The following is a 15,631-nucleotide window of genomic DNA, read 5'->3' on the forward strand; positions in this document are numbered from 1 at the left end:
GTTACGGGACGCCCCGCAACGCGGCGGCGGTCTCCGGGTCGGCCGGGAGGAACGTCTCGATGGCCAGCTCGGAGACGGTCACGTCCATGGGGGTGTTGAACGTCGCGATCGTCGAGATGAGCGACAGCACCCGCCCGCCGTGCTCGATCACCATCGGCAGCGCGATGGGCGCGTGGGCGCCGCCGGTGGCCGGCTCCCGGCCGCCCGCCTCGGGCAGCGGATAGCCGGCCACCTCGTCGTACAGCTCGCGCAGCGGCGCAGAACGCATCAGCGCGAGCTGGCGGTCCATCTGGTCCAGCAGATGGCCGCGCCACTCCCGCAGATTGCGGATGCGCGGGGCGAGCCCGTCCGGATGGAGGGTGATCCGCATCGCGTTCACCGGCGGGGTCAGCAGATGGTCCGCCACGCCCTCCAGCAGCATCCGGATGCCCCCGTTGGCCGCCAGCACCTGGTACGTCCCGTCCAGCACCAGCGCCGGATACGGCTCGTAGCCCGTCAGCAGCCGCTCCATCCCCTCGCGCAGCGCGCCCATCGACGGATCGTCCACCGCCCGCTCCGGATAGTGCGGGGCGTAACCGGCGGCGATCAGCAGCGCGTTGCGCTCCCGCACCGGCACGTCGAGGTGGTCGGCGAGCCGCAGTACCATCTCCTGGCTCGGGCGGGACCGGCCGGTCTCGATGAAGCTGATGTGGCGGGCCGAGGAGTCGGCGCGCAGCGCCAGCTCCAGCTGGCTGATCCGCCGCCGGTCCCGCCATGCGCGCAGCAGCGCGCCCACTCCGGACGGCGCGACAGTTGTCATGCCCCGAAGGTAACGGAACCGCGGCGGTGGCCGTGGCAGGGTGGAAGACCGAGCCACCACCTGAGGAAGGGACGCGCCATGGCAGTCGAGCCGCTGGCCCGCACGGAGATCGAGGAGCGCCTGGAGCAGCTGCCCGGCTGGTCGTTCGCGGACGACCGGCTCTCCCGCAGTTACGTCTTCGACGGGCATCCGCAGGCCGCGGGCCTCGTCGCGGAGATCGCCCGCATCCAGGACGAGCTGGGCCACCACTCCGACCTGACCCTCGGCTACAACAAGGTCACCGTCACGGTGAACACCCACAGCGTCGGCGGCAAGGTCACCGAACTCGACCTCAACCTCGCCCGCCGCATCGAGGACGCCGCCCCCGGCCACGGCGCGCATGACTGAACCCGCCGCGCCCGCGCGGGAATCGTGACCAAACCGCTCCCCGATCGGCTCCGAATACCCCCATGAGAGGGCGCGTCGAGCGGAGGAGCGGGCATGGACGGGCAGCGGCAGCGGCAGCGGATCGCCGTCGTCGGCAGTGGAGCGGCGGCCCCCGGAGGCCGGGTGTGGCGCGTACGGGCCGCCGCCCTGGGGGTGCGCTGATGAGCCTCCCGTACGCCGTCACCATCGGCACCCCCGTCACCCGCACCCCCGCCCTCTACGACAGCGTCATCACCCACGTCCGGACCCGCCCGCCGCGCCACACCTCCACCCACCGCACCTACCTGTGGCTGGTCGACCTCGACCACCTGCCGCGCCCGCCCCGGCCGCTGCGCCCGCTCGCCCGCTTCGACCCGCGCGACCACTTCGCGGGCACCGGCCCCACCCTCCGCGCCGCCCTCGACCGCCGGCTCACCGCCCAGGGCGTCACCCCGCCCGGCGGGCGGGTGCTGATGCTCGGCCACGCCCGCGTCCTCGGCCACGCCTTCAACCCGCTCACCCTCTACTGGTGCCACGACCGCGCCGGGACCGTCGTCCTCGTCGTCGCCGAGGTGCACCACACGGACGGCGAACGCCACTGCTATCTGCTGCGCCCCGACGAGGAGGGCCGGGCGCACACCGCCAAGGACTTCTACGTCTCGCCGTTCTTCCCCGTGGACGGCGGCCACCGGATGCGGCTCCCGCGCCCCGCCGAAAGCCTCGCCCTCACCGTCCGTCTGGAGCGCCACGGCACCCGGCCGTTCACCGCGACCGTACGGGGCAGGGCGCGCCCCGCCACCCCGCGCGCCCTGCTGCGCGCCGCCCTCCGCCACCTCTGGGCCACCGCCGCCGTCACCTGGCGCCTCCGGCTCCAGGGCATCCGGCCGTACCCGCGCGGGCTGCCCCTCCAGCCGCGCCCCCGCCACCCCGTGAAGGAGGCCAGGTGACCGAACTGCACCACGCCACGGGCGCCGCCCACCGCCCGGCCGTCGACGCCGCCCGCTGGCCCGCCGTGGCCCACCGGCCCGGCCCCTCCCGGCCCCGCGACGCCCTGGCCCGGTCACTGGTCCACCGGGCCCTGGACCGGCTGCCGCTGCGGGTGCGGTACGGCGCCGGGCCCGTGCGCGGCGCCACCGGGCCGCTGCTGGAGATCGCCGACCCCGAGGCGTTCGTCCGGCGCGTCCGCCGGGACGGGCTCGTCGGCTTCGGCGAGTCGTACCTCGCCCACGAATGGGACGCGGTGGACCTGGTGGGCGTGCTCACCGTGTTCGCCGAACACGCCGACCGCATCGTGCCCCGCTGGGCGCAGCGGCTGCGCGGCGCCTGGGCCCCGCGGCGCCCCGCCGGACAGCACCACACACTGGAGGCGGCGCCCAAACACGTCCACCACCACTACGACCTGTCCAACGAGCTGTTCGGGCTCTTCCTCGATCCGACCCTCAGCTACTCGGCCGCCCTCTTCAGCCGCCTCCCCGCCACCTGGGACGACCTCGCCGCCGCGCAAGCCCGCAAGATCGACCGGCTGCTCGACCTGGCCGGGGTCGGCCCCGGCACCCGGCTGCTGGAGATCGGCACCGGCTGGGGAGCGCTCGCCCTGCGCGCCGCCCTGCGCGGGGCCCGCGTGGTCGCCGTCACCCTCTCCGAGGAACAGCGCCGGCTCGCGGCGCGGCGTGCCCTGCGCGACGGGCTCACCGACCGCATCACCCTGCTGCTGCGCGACTACCGGGAACTGGAGGGCCGGTACGACGCCATCATCAGCGTCGAGATGATCGAGGCCATCGGGGCGGCGTACTGGCCCCGCTACTTCGGCACCCTGCAGGAACTGCTCGCCCCCGGCGGCCGGATAGCCCTCCAGGCCATCACCATGCCGCACGACCGGATGCTCGCCACCCGCCACACCTACACCTGGATGCAGAAGTACATCTTCCCCGGCGGCTTCCTGCCCTCCGTCACCGCCCTCGAACAGTGCGCCGCCCGCCACACCCGGCTGCGCGTGGCCCGCCGCGACACCTACGGCGACCACTACGCGCAGACCCTGCGGCTGTGGCGCGAACGCTTCACCGCCCGTGACGCGGAGGTGGCCGCCCTCGGCTTCGACACCACCTTCCGCCGCATGTGGACCTTCTACCTCGCCTACTCCGAAGCGGGCTTCCGCGCCCGCTACCTCGACGTCCAGCAGATCCTGCTCCAGGAGGCAGACCGATGAGCGACGCGGCCCCCACCATCGCCCCGATCGCCGAACGCCTGCTCGGCGGGCCCCTCCCGGTGCGGCTGTGCGCCTGGGACGGCAGCGAGGCAGGACCGTTGGACGCGCCCCGCGTCCTCCTCAACTCCCCGCGCGCGGTGCGGCGACTGCTGTGGCAGCCCGGCGAACTCGGCCTGGCCGAGGCGTACATCAGCGGCGACCTCGACGTCGAGGGCGAGCTCACCGACGCGCTGCGCGTCGTCTGGCACGCCCTCCGCGAGCGCTCCGCCACCGCCGCCCCGCCCCGGGTCACCCTCGCCACCCGCGCCCGGGCCGCCGCCCGCGCCGCCCGGCTCGGCGTCATCGGCCCCCCGCCGTCCGCCCCCGGCGGCCACCACCACGTGCTCCTCAGCGAGTTCTACGAGCGGCTGCTCGACCCGTCCATGGCGTACTCCTGCGCCTACTGGACCAGCCACGACCCCTCCTACGGCCTCGCCGACGCCCAGCGCGACAAGCTGGAGGTCATCTGCCGCAAGCTCGCGCTCGTCCCCGGCGCCCGGCTCCTCGACATCGGCTGCGGCTGGGGCGCCCTCGCCCTGTACGCGGCCGACCGCCACAAGGCGCAGGTCACCGCCGTCACCTCGGTGCCCGAGGAACGCGACTTCGTGCGCGAGCGGGTCGACGAACTGGGCCTGGGCCAGTTCGTCGAGGTCGTCCTGAGCGACTACCGCGACCTGGACGGCGGCATGTACGAGGCCGTGGCGTGCGTGGAGACGGGCGAACGCGTCGGCCACGACCAGTACCCGCGCCTCACCCGCACCCTCCACGGCATGCTGCGGCCCGGCGGCCGCGCCCTCGTCCAGCAGATGTCACGCGCCCCCGGAACCCCCGGCGGCGGCGCCTTCATCGAAACCTACGTCGCCCCCGACCTCCACATGCGGCCCCTCGGCGAGACCATCGGCCTGCTGGAGGCCGCCGGACTGGAAGTGCGCTCCTCCGAATCCCTGCGCGAACACTACGTCCGCACGGTCGGCGCCTGGCGGGAGGCGCTGGAGTCCCAGTGGGACGCCTTCCGGCTGCTGACGGGCGACCACACCGCCCGCATGTGGCGGCTCTGCCTGGCCGGTGGCGCACTCGCCTTCGAGGAACGGCGCATGGGCATCGACCAGATCCTCGCCGTACGCCCCACCGCGCGCGGCGTCAGCGGCATGCCCGACACCCCCACGGACTGGTACCCGGCCCCCGCCCTGGAAGCGGCCTGACCGGCCCCCGGGGGCGCTCAGGTGGCGTGGCGGGCCTGGCGGAAGCGGGTGGCGGCTTCGGCGAGGTCGACGATGGGAGGCGGGTAGGACAGGGCGGAGCGTTCCGCGTCGGGGAGCGTCCAGGGGGTGTGGACGCGCCGTCCGGGGATCTCGGCGAGTTCGGGGACCCAGCGGCGTACGTACGCCCCGTCGGGGTCGAACCGGCGGGCCTGGGCCAGGGGGTTCAGGACCCGGTTGGGGCGGGTGTCGGTGCCGGTTCCGGCCACCCACTGCCAGTTCAGCTGGTTGTTCGGCACGTCCCCGTCGACCAGCAGGTCCAGGAAGTGCCGGGCCCCCACCCGCCAGTCCACGTACAGCGTCTTCGTCAGGAAGCTCGCCACCAGCAGCCGGGCCCGGTTGTGCATCCACCCCTCGCCCGCCAGCTGCCGCATTCCCGCGTCGACCAGCGGGTAGCCGGTGCGGCCCGCCTTCCAGGCGGCGACGGCGGCGACGGCGGCGTCGTCCGACCGCCACTGGTCGCCGCGCGGGCGGTAGTCGGTGTGGGAGGCGTCCGGGCGGGCGGCGAGGACCTGGTAGTGGAAGTCGCGCCAGGCGAGCTGCCGTACGAAGGCGTCGGCGCCGGGCCCGCCGGACGCGCGCGCCCGGTGCACCAGCTCCACCGGGGACAGACAGCCGAAGTGGAGGTACGGGGAGAGCCGTGAGGTGGCGTCGCCCGCCAGGTCGTCCTGGCGGTCGGCGTACGGGCCCAAGCCCGACCGCAGCCACGCCTGGAGGCGGCGGCGCCCGGCCCGTTCGCCGCCCTCGGGCAGCGCGGGGGAGGTGCTGCCGGAGGCGAGCGAGGACACGGCGGCGACCGGCTCGGACCGCACGTCGGACGGCACCCGCACACCGCGCGGCGCGGCGAGCGGCCTGCGCGGCTCGACGGCCTGCCAGGCGCGGAAGTACGGGGTGAAGACGGCGAAGTGGGTCTTGCCGGAGGGGGTCAGGGCGCCCGGCTCGGCCGCCGTCACCACGGTTCCGTGGACGCGCAGTGCCCGCTCGCCCAGCGCCTTTCGCAGCCGCGCCTCCCGCCGTCCGGCGAACGCGCTCACCCCGCCCGCGATGTGCACCTCCCCGGCGCCGGCCTGCTCGGCCACCCGGCGGATCTCCTCCACCGCGTCACCCGTACGGACGACCAGCCGGCCGCCGCGCTCCCGCAGGCCCGCGTCGAGGTCGGCCAGGCAGTCCCGCAGGAACGCCACCCGGTTGGGCACGGCGAACCCCGCCGCGGCCACCCGGCGGTCCACGACGAACAGCGGAACGACCTGGTCGGCGGAGCGGAGCGCGGCGTGGAGCACGGGGTTGTCGCGCAGCCGCAGGTCGGAGGTGAAGACGGCGATCGAGGTGCTGGGGGTGGTCACTCCTCTCCCTTACACCGGGCGCCCTCACCCCGCCGGGAGCGACATCAGCCCGATCGGGTCGGTGGTCGGCGCCCTGGAGCCCCCGGCGGGCTCGACCGTCAGCCCCACGCCGGACGCCTTGCCCACCGCACCGCTCAGCAGGGCGGCCGTGCCGCCGCCGGAGCCGGTGTCCGCGGTGTCCATGAGCCCGGCCGACCGCATCGTGCCGCCGTCGCTGAACCACAGCTGGTACACCCGCCCATCGGGCGGTTTGGGCAGGCCGGAGGCGAGGAACGCGGCCTTGTCCAGGGCGTGCGAGACCACGACCGTGCCGGTGGCGCCGTTGGTCAGCTTGGCGTTGCGGCTGTGGGCGTCCGGGGCGGCCAGCACCTCGGCCACCGCCTCCACCCGCGCCACCTGCTCCTCGGAGCGGCGGGCCGTATCGCGCGCGTCGGACGCCTGCTGGTTCTGCCAGACGGCGACACCGCCGAGCGCCACCGCCCCGGCGAGACAGGCCGCCAGCGCGAAGTTCTGCCACCGGCCGCGCGCGGGACGCCGGGGCGCGCCGCCGCCGGAGAACTCCGGCTCGCTCCTCGCCACCCGCGGCGGATCCTGACGGACCGTGGCGATCCGCCGCATCACATCGTCCTTGAGCACCGGCGACGGCGTCAGCGAGGTGGCCATGCCGAGCTTGGCGGCGGTGGCCCGCAGCTCCCGTACCTCCTGGGCGCATGCCTCGCAGTCGGCCAGATGCCGTTCGAAGGCGAGCAGTTCCCGCCCGGAGAGGGCGTACACCGCGTAGGCGCCGGTCAGCGTGTGCAGATCCGCTCGGTCCGCTCTGGTCATGCCCCGACCCCCATGCAGTCGCGAAGCCGGATGAGTCCGTCCCGGAGTCTGGTCTTCACCGTGCCGAGCGGCAGCTGCAGCAGCTCCGCCACCTCGCGGTAGGTCCGGCCACGGTAGTAGGCGAGCGTCACGGACTGACGCTGTAGTTCGGTGAGCGTCTGCATGCAGCGGCGCACCTGCTCACGCTCCAGCCTGGCCTCCACCTGCTCCGTCACCTCGTCGAAGGCCGGGGTGCGGTTCAGCATCGCGGCGCGCTCCTCGCGGTCCGAGGCGGACTGCGCGGACCGTACGCGGTCGACGGCGCGCCGGTGGGCGAGCGTCATGATCCACGCCATGGCGCTGCCCCGGGCGGGCTCGAACCGGGCCGCGGTCCGCCACACCTCCACCAGGACCTCCTGGGTGACCTCCTCCGCCTGGGCGGGGTCCCGCAGCAGACTGCGCGTCAGGCCGAGGACGGACCCGCTCACGGCGTCGTAGAGCGCTGCGAAGGCGTTCTGGTCCCCCCGGGCCACCAATCCGAGCAACTCCTCGAGGTCCGGGCCCCTGGGGGCCGGTCCACCGATGAACACGGGCTCTCTCACTAGCCGTCCTTCCGGATGAGCTTTACGACACCACGCAGGTGTCGTATCTCATTCGTCGCCCGGGCGGGTGCGGATTGGTCAACAAAGCGCAGGGACCGGCGAATTTGCCGATCCGGCAAGGGAGTTTGGCGGTACGGCCGCGATGCGGGCAGGCTCACGGCCATGAACACACACGACCACGCGCACAAGCACGCACACGATCATGGCCATCAGCCCGACTGGGAGGCCTTCGCCCCGCTCCTCGAGCGGGGCGCCGAGACGCACGCCCCCATCCACGAACAGGCCGCCGCCTGGCTGCGTGAGAGGTTCGCGGCGGGCGGCGGCTCCGTACGCCGCGTCCTCGACGTGGGCAGTGGCCCCGGCGTGGTGACGTGTCTGCTCGCCCGGGCCTTCCCGGACGCCGAGGTCGTCGCCGTGGACGGTACGCCCGCCCTGCTGGAGCGGGCCCGGGAGCGCGCCGCCCGGCTCGGGCTCGCCGACCGCGTCACCACGCTGCCGGTCGAGATGCCGGACGGCCTCGACCCGGCCACGATCGGCACCGCGGATCTGATCTGGTCGAGCCGGACCGTGCACCATCTGGGTGATCAGCTGGACGCGCTGCGGCGGCTCGCGGCCGCCCTGCGCCCCGGCGGGCTGCTGGCGATCGGCGAGGGCGGGCTGCCGCCCCGCTTCCTGCCCCGGGACGCGGGGCTCGGCCGACCCGATCTGCTGGCCCGGCTCGACGCCGTCCAGGCGGAGGGGTTCGCCGAGATGCGGGCCGAGCTGCCGGGCGCGACCGAGACCGTCGAGGACTGGCCCGGGCTGCTCACGGCGGCCGGTCTCACCGGCGCCACCAGCCGCAGCTTCCTGCTCGACCTGCCCGCCCCGCTCGACGCGGCGACCCGCGAGACCCTGCGGACCGAGCTGGCCCACCGGCGCGAGGCCGCCGCCGACCGTCTCGACGACGGCGACCTCGCCGCGCTGGACCGGCTGCTCGACCCGGACGACGAGGCCGGGATCGCGCGGCGGCCGGATGTCTTCCTGCTGACCGCGCACACGATCCACGTGGCGGCCCGGGCGGAGTGAGGGGAAGCGTCAGCCGGTGGTGAGGGTGAGCCCGTACGCGCTGAGGATCGGGTTCACCGGCTGGTAGTACGTCGTACCGCCGACGGTGCAGTTGCCGGAGCCGCCGGAGAGGACGCCCTGCGCCTCGGTGCCGGAGACGAACGAGCCGCCCGAGTCGCCGGGCTCGGCGCACACATTGGTGCGGGTCACGCCGCGAATGGTGCCCTCGGGGTAGACGACGCTGGTGTTGTGCTGCTGGATCGTGCCGCAGTGCCAGCCGGTGGTCGACCCCGAGCGGCAGACGGACGAGCCGACCGGCGCCTCCTGGGAGCCGGTGACCGTGACGGTGGTGGAGCCGGGGCCGATCACCAGGGGCGTGGGCGTCCAGTCGGCGTTGGTGGCCACCCACGCGTAGTCGCTGCGGGGGAAGACCGAACCCTGGAAGGTGCCCTGCGCGACGCGGTTGAAGCCGGTGGTGGTGTCGCCCTGGTCGCCGCAGTGCCCGGCGGTGACGAACCCGGCCCGGGTGTCCTGGGTGACGGAGAAGCCGATGGAGCAGCGGGCGGTGGCATTGATGTAGTACGCCTCGCCGCCCCGCAGGTCATAGAGGGGAGCCGGGCGCTCGGCCGACTCCACGATCCGCACCAGGCCGCGGTCGACGCCACCGGCGTCGATGAACCGCTGGGCCGCGGCGGGCTGGGCCGACTGGACGACCACGCTGTTGCTCTTCACGTCCACGTACCAGAGGGAGGCGGTGGTGGCGGCCGGGGGGTGTTCCTCGGCCGTCCGGTCCAGCGCGTCCTTCGCTGCGTTGAGTTGTTCGAGGCTGTGGCCGACGACGGCGGCCTTGGCTCCGGCGGCGCTGATGGCGCCGCTCTGGGCCTGGTCGGTGGTGCCCACGGTGAGCTCGGCGGTCTTCCCGCTGACCCAGCTGCCCGCGTAAGCGCTGCCGAGGTTCTTGCGCAGGCCGGGTTCGGCCTGTCCGGCCTTGTATTCGTTCGATAGGCGGGTGCGCGCCTCGTCGGCCGTCAGGCCCAGGTCGCGCTGCATGGCGGCGAGCACCTCGGGCGGGACGTCCCGGTGGGAACCGGGCGGCGGGGACGGGTTCGCGGCGGCGGGTATGCCCGCACCGGCGAGGAACAAGGCGGCTATGGCGACGGTGCAGCCCGTGGCGAGCTCAAGACCATGACGACGTCTGCGGCGCATAGTGCGTTCTCCTGTCGCGAATCACGCTGCGTGTCTTACTGAGCGCCAAGCGTAATTGCGGTGACAGGGGACCGCTCGGCGGGCGCGGGCATGACACCGCCCCGCCGCGCGGTGCGCGACGGGGCGGTGCGGGACCCGCGTCGGATCAGACGTCGGTCAGGTTGAAGGTGTCCGGGTTCGGGCCCAGGCGGTTGCCCGAGTCCAGGGCGCCGATCGCGGACAGGTCGTCGGAGTCCAGCTCGAAGTCGAAGACGTCGATGTTCTCCTTGATCCGGGACGGTGTCACGGACTTCGGGATCACCACGTTCCCCAGGTCGAGGTGCCAGCGCAGCACGACCTGCGCCGGGCTCTTCCCGTGCTTCGCGGCGATCTCGACGAGCTTCGGCTCCTCCAGCAGCCCCTTGCCCTGGCCCAGCGGGGACCAGGCCTCGGTGGCTATGTCATGGCGGGCGTTGAAGGAGCGCAGCTCGGACTGCTGGAGCTGCGGGTGCAGCTCGACCTGGTCGATCACCGGGGTGACCGAGGCCTCGGAGAGCAGCCGCTGGGTGTGGGCGGGGTGGAAGTTGGACAGCCCGATGGCCTTGGCGCGGCCGTCGGCGTAGATCTTCTCGAACGCCTTCCAGGTGTCCAGGTACTTGTCGACCTCGGGCAGCGGCCAGTGGATCAGGTAGAGATCCACGTACTCCAGGCCGAGCTTGGTCAGCGAGGTGTCGAAGGCGCGGAGCGTCGAGTCGTAGCCCTGCTCGGAGTTCCAGAGCTTGGTGGTGACGAACAGCTCGTCGCGCGCGATGCCCGACGCGGCGAGCGCCTTCCCCGTGCCCTCCTCGTTGCCGTATATGGCCGCGGTGTCGATGTGCCGGTACCCGGCGTCCAGCGCGTTGCGCACCGCGACCTGTGCCTCGTCGTCGGGAATCTGCCAGACGCCGAAGCCGAGCTGCGGGATCCGAACGCCGTTGTTGAGGGTGATGAAGGGGACCTTGCTCACGAGCAGTCGATCCTTACGTCGCTATCGGATACGTGTTCTTCGGTTCAACGGTCAACCGGAGGCACGCATTCCCGGTCCGCGAGCCGCACCGGATGCGCGATCTCCGCGCGATAGCGGTGCGGGGTGTGTCCCTCGCGTACCGTCGCGCCCACCGCGACCGCCGCCGTGGTCACCGTACCGCGCGGCGCCCGCACCACCATGACCAGCCGGTATGTGCCGCCGATGGGGACCGTGCCGGTGCGGCGGATCTCCCAGCCGGGGTCGGAGCGCAGCTCCCGCCGCGCCTCCACGCAGACCCGCTCGCCGGCCGGCGGCGCGTGGTGGTCGTCCCGGAGCCCCAGCCGGGGCCCGAGGCGGACCGGCGCCGCCGCGTCGGCGGTCCCGGTGAGCTGATGCGGGGCCATGGACCAGGCGATCGGCCCGGAGGCCGGGGGCCCCTCGATGTCCGCCGACAGGGTCAGATCGAGGTTGACCGTGTGCAGAGCGGGTTCCGGCGCGTCCTGGGCGCAGGTGACCGCACAGTGCAACAGGTGGTAGACGGCGGTGTGCGACTCGGCCTCCAGGAAGGCCGGCAGTTCCGGGTCCCCGGCGACCAGCTCGGACGTGACCGGGACGGACACCGGTCCGCCCAGGGTGAGGTGTCCGGTCAGCGCCGGGGACTGGGGAGTTTCCTCGGAGACCAGGGTCAGTTCGCGCTCGGGAAGTGCGGGGAGAATGACGTCGATCATTTCGTGCCCCCTTCACGGCTCGGTGGTTCCCAGGGAGTGCGCCCGTCCCGTACGACGCCTAGGCGTTGTACAGCGCCTCGACCTCGACGGCGTACGCCTGTTCGATCGCCTTGCGCTTCAGCTTCAGGGACGGTGTCAGGAGACCATGCTCCTCCGAGAACTGAGCGGCAAGTATGCGGAACGTACGAATCGACTCGGCCTGCGAGACGGTGGTGTTCGCCGCGACCACCGCGCGCCGGATCTCGGTCTCCAGATCCGGGTCCCGGACCAGCTCGTTCGCCGCCATCGACGGTTTGCCGCGCATCGTCAGCCAGTGCGAGACGGCCTCCGGGTCCAGGGTGACCAGCGCCGCGACGTACGGGCGGTCGTTGCCGACCACGATGCACTGGGCCACCAGCGGATGCGCCCGCACCCGCTCCTCCAGCCCGACCGGGGAGACGGTCTTGCCGCTGGAGGTCACCAGGATCTCCTTCTTCCGCCCGGTCACCGTCAGATAGCCGTCGTCGTCCAGTGTGCCCAGGTCGCCGGTGGCCAGCCAGCCGTCGCGCAGCACGGCGTCGGTCGCCTTCGGATCGCCGAGGTAGCCGTTGAAGATCTGGCCGCCGCGCAGCCAGATCTCGCCGTCGTCGGCGATGTACACGGTGGTGCCGGGGATCGGCCGGCCGACCGTGCCGTACCGGGTCCGCTCGGGCGGGTTGGCGGCGGCGGCCGCGGTGGACTCGGTGAGTCCGTACCCCTCGTAGATGGTGACGCCCGCGCCCCGGAAGAACAGCCCGAGCCGACGCTCCATGGCCGAGCCGCCCGACATCCCGTGCCGGACGCGGCCCCCCAACGCGGCGCGCACCTTGCTGTACACGAGCTTGTCGAAGAACTGGTGCTGCATGCGCAGCGAGGCGCTGGGGCCCGTGCCGAGTCCGAACGCCTTCTCCTCCACCGCCTCCGCGTACCGCACCGCGATGTCGACCGCCTTCTCGAACGGCCCCGACTTGCCCTCCGCCTCCGCCCGGCGGCGCGCCGCGGAGAACACCTTCTCGAAGATGTACGGCACGGCGAGGATGAAGGTCGGCTTGAAGGACTGCAGGTCGGGCAGGAGCGCGGACGCCGACAGCTTCGGCTGGTGGCCCAGCTTGACCCGGCCGCGGATCGCGGCGACCTCCACCATCCGGCCGAAGACATGCGCGAGGGGGAGGAAGAGCAGGGTGGCGGCCTCGTCGCCGCGCTTGGAGTGGAAGGCGTCCTCGTACCGCTGGACGATGTTGTCGCACTCGGCCATCAGATTGGCATGGCTGATCACACAGCCCTTGGGCCGGCCGGTGGTGCCCGAGGTGTAGATGATGGTCGCGGTCTGCTCCGGGGTCATCGCCAGCCGGTGCCGGGTGACCAGGTCGTCGTCGATGGACTCGCCGTCGCCGATCAGCTGGTCCAGCGCCCCGGCGTCCAGCTGCCACAGCCGCTTGAGATACGGCAGCCGGCCGATCACCGAGCCGACCGTCATGGCGTGGTCCTCGTGCTCGACCACGCAGGCCATGACCGAAGCGTCGTGCAGCATCCAGAAGACCTGCTCGGCGGAGGAGGTCGGGTACAGCGGCACGCTCTGCGCGCCCACGGTCCACAGCGCGAAGTCGAACAGCGTCCACTCGTAGCGGGTGGGGCACATGATGCCGACCCGGTCGCCGAACCGGACGCCCTGGGCCAGCAGCCCCTTGGCGAGTGCCACCACCTCGTCCCGGAACTGGGCCGAGGTCACGTCCACCCAGCGGCCGTCAGGCGTCTTGCGGGCCAGCGCCACCCGATGAGGATCGGATTCCGCATGCTCGAAGACGACATCCGCCAGTCCTCCGGCCTGGGGCGCCGACGCCATCGGGGGGACGGTGAACTCGCGCAATACCTGCTCCTTGAAGCCGCTCCGCACAGCGCCGCGACCGTACCCGATCCCGACCTCCGGGCGGGAGAGGTGTTTCGTCGGGGAATGGTCGGAATGTGCGCTCGCCAGTGAGGTGAAAGGGTGTCAAACGGTCACTTCGGTGGCCGGTTTGTACGCAGTCTGCCCCTATGCGCCGCATGCGTGGCTGACATGTGACGACTTTCTGCACGGAATCTCTCCGATCACGGCACAGGCCACGGCGCAGGTCACGGCACGGGTCACGGCACGGGTCACGGCACAGGCCCGGCGAGGATCGCTTCCGCCAGCCGCTCCGCCGCCGCGCGGGTCGCGGTGTCCCGCTGCCGCTCCCCGTACAGCAGGACGAAGTCCACCGGCCCCAGCTCCGGCAGCCCGGCCCGCTCCGGAACCGGCACCAGGCCAGGCGGAATCAGGCCATCGGTGTGCGCCATCACCCCGAGCCCCGCACGCGCCGCCGCCACCAGCCCGTTGAGGCTGCCGCTCGTGCACGCGATCCGCCACGCCCGGCCGTGCCGCTCCAGTACGTCCAGCGCCCGGGCCCGGGTGAGCCCGGGCGGCGGGAAGGCGATCAGGGGCAGCGGGCGGCCGGGCTCCAGTCGCAGCCCCTCCGCGCCGATCCACACCAGCCGGTCCCGCCACACCAGCTGCCCCCGCGGCCGCTCCTCCGACCGCTTGGCCAGCACCAGATCCAGCTTCCCCGCCTCCAGCCGCTGGTGCAGGGTGCCCGACAGCTCGACCGTCAGCTCGAGATCCACCTCGGGGTGATCGCGGCGGAACCCCTTCAGGATCTCCGGCAGCCGGGTCACCACGAAGTCCTCCGACGCCCCGAACCGCAGCCGCCCGCGCAGCCGGGTGCCCCGGAACCAGCTCGCCGCCCGCTCGTTCGCCTCCAGGATCGACCGCGCGAACCCGAGCATCGCCTCGCCGTCCTCGGTCAGCTCCACCCCGTGGGTGTCCCGGCTGAACAGCTGCCGCCCGGCCGCCTCCTCCAGCCTGCGGACATGCTGGCTCACGGTGGATTGGCGCACCCCGAGGCGGTGGGCGGCCTGGGTGAAGCTCAGGGTCTGGGCGACCGCGAGGAACGTACGGAGCTGGGCGGGGTCGAACACGCCCCCACTGTAGGCGGGTCCATCACGGAACGCGATAGCAGTCAGTGCGGTATGCGGGATTCCCGATGGGCGCGATCACGGGCAAGCTGGAGAGGGCCCCGTCCGGGCCCGTTCGTACGTCAAGCAAGACCCAGAGAGAGAGTTCATGCTCCGCCCGCGCCACCTGCTCCGCCGCAAGATCACGCTCCCCTCCTGGCTGCCCCTGGACGGCTTCATCCTCGGCCTGGTCGGCACCGTCGCCCTCGCCGCGCTGCTCCCGGTCAGCGGCCGGGCCGCCACCGTGACGGACGGGGCCACCACGGTCGCCGTCGCCTTTCTCTTCTTTCTCTATGGCGCCCGGCTCTCCACCCGCGAGGCGCTGGACGGGGTGCGCCACTGGCGCCTCCACCTGACCGTGCTGGCCTGCACCTTCGTGATCTTCCCGGCGCTGGGCCTGGCGGCCCGCGGACTCGTCCCGTACGTCCTCACCCAGCCCCTCTACACCGGCCTCCTCTTTCTGTGCCTGGTGCCCTCCACGGTCCAGTCCTCGATCGCCTTCACCTCGCTCGCCCGGGGCAACGTCGCCGCCGCGATCTGCGCCGGTTCCTTCTCCAGCCTGATCGGCATCGTCGTCACCCCGGTCCTGGCCGCGCTGCTCCTCGGCGGCAGCGGCGGCGGGTTCTCCGCCGACTCGATGATCCAGATCGCGCTCCAGCTGCTGGCCCCCTTCCTGGCCGGTCAGCTCCTCCGCCGCTGGATCGGCGGCTTCATCTCCCGCCACCGCGCGGTCCTGCGCCTGGTCGACCGGGGCTCGGTCCTGCTCGTCGTCTACGCGGCCTTCAGCGAGGGCATGACCCGGGGCATCTGGCACCAGATCACCCCCGCCCGGCTGGCGATCCTGCTCGCGGTGGAGGCGGTGCTGCTCGCGCTCATGCTCACGCTGACCACGTACGGCTCCCGGAAGCTGGGCTTCCGCCGCGAGGACCGCATCACGATCACCTTCGCGGGCTCCAAGAAGAGCCTGGCCGCGGGCCTGCCCATGGCCAGCGTCCTCTTCGGCGCCCAGGCGAGCCTGGCCGTCCTCCCGCTGATGCTCTTCCACCAGATGCAGCTGATGGTCTGCGCCGTCCTGGCCCGCCGCTTCGCGGACCGGGCCCCCGAACCCGCCCCGGAGCCCCTGCCGTCGGAGACCCCGGAGCCCGCTGCCGCCGTCCGCTGAG

Annotated in this window: 15 protein-coding genes; 6 read left to right on the top strand and 9 right to left on the bottom strand. The window is 73.0% G+C overall.

The genetic code is table 11. The features are described 5' to 3' along the window. Nucleotide 1: 1 nt before the first annotated feature. The gene (locus ACFZCY_RS20000; RefSeq protein ID WP_391174588.1) at nt 2-799 is read right to left on the bottom strand and encodes a helix-turn-helix domain-containing protein; all 798 of its coding nucleotides are present in this window, start codon (nt 797-799) and stop codon (nt 2-4) included. Nucleotides 800-877: 78 nt separating this feature from the next. Here ACFZCY_RS20000 and ACFZCY_RS20005 point away from each other — a divergent pair, with 78 nt between their 5' ends. The 4 genes from ACFZCY_RS20005 (at nt 878) to ACFZCY_RS20020 (ending at nt 4,651) form a co-directional block, all read left to right on the top strand. Beyond that, nucleotides 878-1,186 carry a 4a-hydroxytetrahydrobiopterin dehydratase gene (locus tag ACFZCY_RS20005; protein WP_391174591.1) on the top strand — a complete coding sequence of 103 codons (309 nt, stop codon included), beginning with the start codon at nt 878-880 and terminating at the stop codon, nt 1,184-1,186. 200 nt (nt 1,187-1,386) lie between these two features. After that, the gene (locus tag ACFZCY_RS20010) at nt 1,387-2,151 is read left to right on the top strand and encodes a DUF1365 family protein (RefSeq protein ID WP_391174594.1); all 765 of its coding nucleotides are present in this window, start codon (nt 1,387-1,389) and stop codon (nt 2,149-2,151) included. Further along, on the top strand, nt 2,148-3,410 hold the full coding sequence (locus tag ACFZCY_RS20015; protein WP_391174597.1) for a class I SAM-dependent methyltransferase: 1,263 nt from the start codon (nt 2,148-2,150) through the stop codon (nt 3,408-3,410). The genes ACFZCY_RS20010 and ACFZCY_RS20015 overlap by 4 nt, the downstream gene beginning before the upstream one ends. Beyond that, nucleotides 3,407-4,651, top strand: coding sequence for a class I SAM-dependent methyltransferase (locus tag ACFZCY_RS20020; RefSeq protein ID WP_391174599.1), 1,245 nt, complete (start codon nt 3,407-3,409; stop codon nt 4,649-4,651). The genes ACFZCY_RS20015 and ACFZCY_RS20020 overlap by 4 nt, the downstream gene beginning before the upstream one ends. Before the next feature lie 17 nt (nt 4,652-4,668). On the opposite strand, the gene ACFZCY_RS20025 is transcribed toward ACFZCY_RS20020, so the two are convergent. From ACFZCY_RS20025 to ACFZCY_RS20035, 3 genes are read right to left on the bottom strand one after another with little or no spacing between them, the layout of a single operon-like run. Then, nucleotides 4,669-6,051 carry an FAD-binding domain-containing protein gene (locus tag ACFZCY_RS20025; protein ID WP_391174600.1) on the bottom strand — a complete coding sequence of 461 codons (1,383 nt, stop codon included), beginning with the start codon at nt 6,049-6,051 and terminating at the stop codon, nt 4,669-4,671. A 24-nt stretch (nt 6,052-6,075) separates the two neighbouring features. Continuing rightward, nucleotides 6,076-6,876: an anti-sigma factor domain-containing protein gene (locus ACFZCY_RS20030; protein WP_391174602.1), complete on the bottom strand. Its 801-nt coding sequence runs from the start codon at nt 6,874-6,876 to the stop codon at nt 6,076-6,078. Further along, a complete protein-coding gene (locus ACFZCY_RS20035; RefSeq protein WP_391174604.1) occupies nt 6,873-7,457 on the bottom strand; it encodes an ECF RNA polymerase sigma factor SigK in 585 nt (194 codons plus the stop codon). The genes ACFZCY_RS20030 and ACFZCY_RS20035 overlap by 4 nt, the downstream gene beginning before the upstream one ends. Nucleotides 7,458-7,619: 162 nt before the next feature. Here ACFZCY_RS20035 and ACFZCY_RS20040 point away from each other — a divergent pair, with 162 nt between their 5' ends. Beyond that, nucleotides 7,620-8,522, top strand: coding sequence for a methyltransferase (locus tag ACFZCY_RS20040; RefSeq protein ID WP_391174606.1), 903 nt, complete (start codon nt 7,620-7,622; stop codon nt 8,520-8,522). Nucleotides 8,523-8,531: 9 nt separating this feature from the next. Here ACFZCY_RS20040 and ACFZCY_RS20045 read toward each other — a convergent pair whose 3' ends face one another. From ACFZCY_RS20045 to ACFZCY_RS20065, 5 genes are all read right to left on the bottom strand, one after another. After that, nucleotides 8,532-9,707, bottom strand: a complete 1,176-nt coding sequence (locus ACFZCY_RS20045) for an alpha-lytic protease prodomain-containing protein (RefSeq protein WP_391174608.1) — start codon at nt 9,705-9,707, stop codon at nt 8,532-8,534. 145 nt (nt 9,708-9,852) lie between these two features. Then, entirely contained in the window at nt 9,853-10,692 is an 840-nt protein-coding gene (locus tag ACFZCY_RS20050; protein WP_391174610.1) for an aldo/keto reductase, read from the bottom strand. 44 nt (nt 10,693-10,736) lie between these two features. Beyond that, nucleotides 10,737-11,420, bottom strand: a complete 684-nt coding sequence (locus tag ACFZCY_RS20055) for a hypothetical protein (RefSeq protein WP_391174613.1) — start codon at nt 11,418-11,420, stop codon at nt 10,737-10,739. A 58-nt stretch (nt 11,421-11,478) separates the two neighbouring features. Further along, nucleotides 11,479-13,305 carry an AMP-binding protein gene (locus tag ACFZCY_RS20060; RefSeq protein ID WP_391174616.1) on the bottom strand — a complete coding sequence of 609 codons (1,827 nt, stop codon included), beginning with the start codon at nt 13,303-13,305 and terminating at the stop codon, nt 11,479-11,481. 269 nt (nt 13,306-13,574) lie between these two features. Beyond that, nucleotides 13,575-14,432: a LysR substrate-binding domain-containing protein gene (locus ACFZCY_RS20065; protein WP_391174619.1), complete on the bottom strand. Its 858-nt coding sequence runs from the start codon at nt 14,430-14,432 to the stop codon at nt 13,575-13,577. Between the two features lie 145 nt (nt 14,433-14,577). Between ACFZCY_RS20065 and ACFZCY_RS20070 the strand changes: the two genes are divergently transcribed. Further along, nucleotides 14,578-15,630, top strand: coding sequence for a bile acid:sodium symporter (locus tag ACFZCY_RS20070; RefSeq protein WP_391174623.1), 1,053 nt, complete (start codon nt 14,578-14,580; stop codon nt 15,628-15,630). Nucleotide 15,631: the final 1 nt, after the last annotated feature.

It is taken from the genome of Streptomyces sp. NPDC007983, assembly GCF_042958345.1.
Taxonomy (GTDB): domain Bacteria; phylum Actinomycetota; class Actinomycetes; order Streptomycetales; family Streptomycetaceae; genus Streptomyces.